The sequence below is a fragment of the Nitrososphaerota archaeon genome (assembly GCA_011605775.1).
Classification (GTDB): domain Archaea; phylum Thermoproteota; class Nitrososphaeria; order Nitrososphaerales; family JAAOZN01; genus JAAOZN01.
The window spans coordinates 1-4,041 of sequence record JAAOZN010000064.1; the positions used below are offsets into that span (position 1 = coordinate 1).

At 45.5% G+C, this 4,041-nt stretch carries 5 protein-coding genes; 4 read left to right on the forward strand and 1 reads right to left on the reverse strand.

The window, feature by feature from the left end; translation table 11 throughout:
- Positions 1 to 27 precede the first annotated feature (27 nt).
- A complete protein-coding gene (locus tag HA494_05835) occupies positions 28 to 282 on the forward strand; it encodes a hypothetical protein (protein ID NHV97291.1) in 255 nt (84 codons plus the stop codon).
- A 245-nt stretch (positions 283 to 527) separates the two neighbouring features.
- Positions 528 to 1,463 (forward strand): glycosyltransferase family 4 protein, encoded by a 936-nt coding sequence (locus tag HA494_05840; protein ID NHV97292.1) that lies wholly within the window; start codon positions 528 to 530, stop codon positions 1,461 to 1,463.
- Positions 1,464 to 1,782: 319 nt separating this feature from the next.
- Here the strand turns inward: HA494_05840 and HA494_05845 are convergent, their stop codons facing one another.
- On the reverse strand, positions 1,783 to 2,523 hold the full coding sequence (locus HA494_05845; GenBank protein NHV97293.1) for a DUF91 domain-containing protein: 741 nt from the start codon (positions 2,521 to 2,523) through the stop codon (positions 1,783 to 1,785).
- 228 nt (positions 2,524 to 2,751) lie between these two features.
- On the opposite strand from HA494_05845, the gene HA494_05850 reads away from it, so the two are divergent.
- Positions 2,752 to 3,690, forward strand: a complete 939-nt coding sequence (locus tag HA494_05850) for a hypothetical protein (protein ID NHV97294.1) — start codon at positions 2,752 to 2,754, stop codon at positions 3,688 to 3,690.
- On the forward strand, positions 3,687 to 4,041 hold a 355-nt coding region (locus HA494_05855; protein ID NHV97295.1), incomplete at its 3' end, for a hypothetical protein. The genes HA494_05850 and HA494_05855, both read left to right, overlap by 4 nt.

A 4,041-nucleotide genomic window follows, 5' to 3' on the forward strand; every position in this document is an offset into this window, starting at 1 on the left:
CTGGTGTATGGTGGTGAGGTTCTGGAGTTGAATCTGTTCTGTGAGGAGCCTCTTGTTGTGGGTGAAGTTACAGTTAGTGTGGATGATGCTGAGGCTGAGGTTGAGAAGGTTCTGAAGCGTGCTAGGGCTGTTGAGGAGAGGTATGGTAGGAAGCCGACCCTAACCCTACTCTGCGCAGCAACCTGCAGAGCAGATGCTGCTGAGCGCTTGAAGGAGCTCTGCGAGAAGCACGGCATAAAGCTCATCTTAGGAAAAGAAATAGCTGAAGCACTAACACCATAACACTATGTAAGATAAACTATCTATGAGAGCGTTAAAAACGATGTTTGAAAGAATTCACACAGCAGACTAGATATATTAGATGGGACGTAATAGCGCCCTATTTGCGAGAAAGAAGAGAGAAAAATCGATATTCTCTCTTGAAACCATCATCTATAACCGCTAACCCTCTAGCTAGAGGTTTTGGGTTTGGCTCATATCTCATAGGAACAACATATTTAAGGGCCGAAGATGTTTGAAATTCGGCTATGAAGGTTGTGATGATCAATGACTGCGCTTATGTTGGCGAGACCATTCTAAAGTTTCTAGAGGGGGTTGAATGGCTTCACATTAAGAGGAGTAGAAGTATCTGGGACAAGACTTTTGGAGTCGCATATGGGATTTTAAGAGCAAAGGGCGATGTGTATCACGTTAACTACCTTCTGCAGGACTGCTACATCGCTTTGAAGCTTGGCAAGAGGCCTCTGATAGGGCACGCGCACGGTAGCGACCTAAGATCTGGGTTAAAACACCCACTTCTCAAGAGAATTGTCCAATATGATCTTAAGCGCTGTGATAGGGTGTTGGTCAGCACTCCGGACATACTTGGAATCGCGAAGATGTTTCGTGAGGACGCAGAATATCTTCCCAACCCGGTTGATACAAGACTCTTCTACCCTAAGCCGATGCTCGAGCGGGATGGTAGATTGAGGGTGCTGATAGCGAGCAGCTCAGACTGGAAGGTTAAGGGCACAGACGTGGCGATAAGAGCGTTAAGCGAGATCAAAGATGAAGTCGAGGTTTCGATAATCAGATACGGCAAAGATTTCGATAAAACTGTGGAGTTAGCAAGATCCCTCGGCTTGAACCTACACGTGCTTGAGAAAGTATCGCACGAAGAGATTAGAGAATACTACTGGAGCAACGACATAATCATAGACCGATTCAAACTAGGCTCTTTGGGGATGGTTTCGCTGGAAGCCATAGCGTGCGGCAGACCAGTAGTGACGTTCGTCTCATCAGAATACGCCGAATACAAAGACTTTCCTTTGAAAGACGTGGGTACAGAAGAAAAGATCGTGGAGGCTGTGGCTGGCTCAGACGCTAAACTTTGGGAGAAGGAATACAGATATCTTGAGCAGAATCATAAGCCAGAAGCTGTTGTTAAGAAGATCCTAAACATCTACAGCAGCCTCACGTATTAAGCGTCTTCTACTCCTCTTTCAAAGAAGGTGGAGCGACTAATGCGATTAAGAAGTTATTTGCTTATTAAAGTGCGTTCTAAAATTTTGAGAAGCTCAGTAAACTCCTCCTCACTAAGATCATCTAACTTTCTTTTCAAAACCCTACCCGACTTAACTTCATCTGGGTTTATATCTTGCGGCAACAGGTTTAAACGCTTTAAATCTTCAACAAATCTTCGGCGCACTTCGTCAGATGGATATTTATCTACCTCAATTGAGCCGAAATGAGCGTAAAGCCTTCCAGAAAAATAAACAGCTAGAACTTTTCCATCACTGCTTTTTAAGTAGAAGCCGGGGTCTCGTGAACGCGACTCAGCGAAGATTTTTTTTCCCGAGCGAATTCGAGGATTTGAGAAATCCTCTTTTTTAATATTTCTTCTGGGATGTCATCTATTTGCTCTTGTAAGAGTTCATGTGTCCAACTCTTCGGTTTCTCTGGATTAGGCTTCATGCTTTCAGGTATTAGTACTGTGCGCGCCAAGTATTCGTTCTCGCCGTCTCTGAAATAGCTGAAGGTTACAGCGTTTATGTCAATCTCATGTTTTGATAAATAGTTGAGTACTCTTTCAGTTTGGGCATCGAGTTCAGACGCAACTATCAACATTTTATGGGAACTGTTTAAGGATTCAGGAAGATCGTCCCTAAATTTCTCTTGAAACGCTTCTTCGAGGTCTGTTCCTTTTTTCTTAAAGTATTCGTCCGCAATCTCCAAAATTTTATCAGAGGGGAGATCGTCAACCCAAGAAGCATACTCAAGGATTTGGGCTAAGACATCGCGAGGCGCTCTATCTCTTTTTAACTCGATAATCACTACGTCGCCATCCCTATTAAGGCATAAAAGGTCGATCGACTTATTGAAATCCGTTTGAACTTCACGCCCAATAACCAATAAATCGTCTGAAATCAACGAAATATCTTCTTCCAGCCAATCATGTAACTTCTTTTCTTGCTCAACAGACCCTCTATCTAACACATCAAACCCTTTATCCGTGATTTTCCATAAACGGATTTGAGTTGACAATGCAACCGCCTAAAAAGCAACCTTAGAACCTAATAAATATTTGTGTTAAACTCGTTTCTTTAAGAGGAGTATTTGTTGAGTCAAGGATGAGGATGAGCTTCTAGAGGAAGCAGACGCTCAAACATTGCTGATGATTTGCTTGAGCCGCCTCGGCTACGTGCTCCGTCTTCACTCAACACGCTTAAGAGGAAGCCTTTGAAACCCTTAAGCGTGTAGAGGCGTGGTCTTTTGAAGGTTGGTTGCTACATAGGTGGTATCTACCCTAGGTCTGAGAAGCTTATCGAGGCTACTCGTAGGAGCCCGCCTAACTTGGCTGAGATCTTCCGCAGAGATAAGAAGAGAGCCATTGACCTACAGGTCAAAGCCGGTTTAACCTATGTTTCAGATCCGCTTTTAGATTGGAGCGACATGCTCAGACCGTATCTAGCGTTGAAGGGTGTTGAGCAAGGCGCGTTAAATAGAATATTTGAGCAGAACACATTCTACCGCATGCCCCTAGTTGTGGATAGGGTTGAGTGGGTCGAGCCGATAACCCTCAAGAACCTTTCACTAGACCTCCTACCTAACAGAAGGGAGTGGAAGGTTGACCTCCCAGACCCCTACACATTCGCCCAGCTCTCAGACAACCGATACTACAAGGATCACAGGGATCTAGTTTTAGACTTGGCTAAGGCTTTGGCGAAGGAGGCTGAAACCCTACAGCACCACTTCAAACTCATCCAGATCAACGCACCATCGATCTGCAGCATAAGGAGTAGAGATGAACTAGAGCTAGCGTATGAAGCGCTCAAAACCGTAACAAGGGGCATCTTGGCGAAGACCTACCTCCACCTATACTTCGGAGACCCAGCGCCGATCCTAAGCGATCTACTCGACTTCCCAGTCAGCGGGCTTGGATTAGACTTAGTGAACATAAAGATCCCAGAGGGTCTGAGATTCGGCAAGATGGGTTTGGCTGCTGGCTGCGTAGATGCGGGTAACACAAAGATGGAGAAGCCCAAGAAGGTGGCGGAAGAAGTCAAGAGGGTTGTTGATGCGGTTGAGCCGAGCGAATTATACATATGCCCAAACTATGATCTAGAGTATGTGCCAAGAGCATACGCTAACAGAAAGGTGCTGAGGCTCTCAAAGATCGCCAAGCTCTTAGGGGAGGAGATGGAAGGTTGAATAAACTCTACCCCACACAGGAAATAGGTAGCCTCAAGAAGCCAGAGTGGTTCCTCAAGATCATTAGAGACAAGAGGGTAAGCGAAGAGGCGAAGAAGGCTGCGAGAGACGACCTCGCCTACCTCAACATACGCCTACTCGAAGACTGCGGCCTAGACTACGTCTACGACGGTGAAGCGAGGAGACCTGAGATGTATGAATACGTTGTGAAGAATGTCGGAGGCTTCAAGCTAGCGGGTTGGGTAAGATCTTTTGACAACAGATACTACAGAAAGGCTAGAGTTGTGGATAGGGTCACATACCTAGGACCATATCATCTTGACGAATTCAAGTTCGTAGCTCAGCACGCTA

Coding starts and splice junctions, on each gene's coding strand:
- HA494_05840 (NHV97292.1), top strand. CDS start 528: ATGAAGGTTGTGATGATCAATGACTGCGCTTATGTTGGCGAGACCATT.